The sequence below is a fragment of the Myroides sp. LoEW2-1 genome (genome assembly GCF_009767705.1).
In the GTDB taxonomy this organism is placed as follows: Bacteria; Bacteroidota; Bacteroidia; order Flavobacteriales; family Flavobacteriaceae; genus Flavobacterium; species Flavobacterium album_A.
On record NZ_WSPP01000338.1, the window covers coordinates 1 to 612 of the forward strand.

General features: G+C 34.5%; 1 protein-coding gene. It reads right to left on the minus strand.

What is annotated here, in order from left to right; translation table 11 throughout:
* Positions 1 to 581 (minus strand): transposase (locus GOQ24_RS15590; RefSeq protein WP_317165494.1); only part of this gene is annotated, 581 nt, incomplete at its 3' end.
* Positions 582 to 612 lie beyond the last annotated feature (31 nt).

Sequence of the window (612 nt, forward strand, 5' to 3'; positions counted from 1 at the left end):
TGTTTATTTAACTGAGTCACTTTTTCTTTAAGCTCTAAACTATCAATATTTTTGGAACAGTGTTCTTTTGCGAGTTCACTTTGATCCTGTTTGATTTGACCCTCTATTTCTGTGAGAACATCTTGAATTTTTGTTTCTAATTTAGCCTTGTTTTTCTCCACTGAACCACGCCATACAAAGGTGTATCGGTTAGAGCTAGATTCAATTTTTGTTCCATCAATATATTGAACTTGTAAACTAACATATTGTAATTCTTGTAACAGACGAACCACATCTGCAAAAAGCTGATGGATTTGACCTTTCAATCGCTTAGCGCGAAAATAATTAATCGTGCGATGATCAGGCAAGCTATTACCAGATAACCACATAAAATAAATGTTCTCCGTCAAAGCCCGTTCAATCTTACGCGATGAATAAATATTATTGAAATAGGCGTAGAATAAGACTTTTATCATCATACGGGGATGATAACTGGTGGTCCCTCCTCCTTTGTATTGACTTAAAATAGAACTAATATCTAACTCATCAACAACAGCATTGATAAGACGAACAGGATGGTCTAGAGGAATTTTAGAAAAAATATCTTCAGGAAATAGACTCGGCGATTTTAAA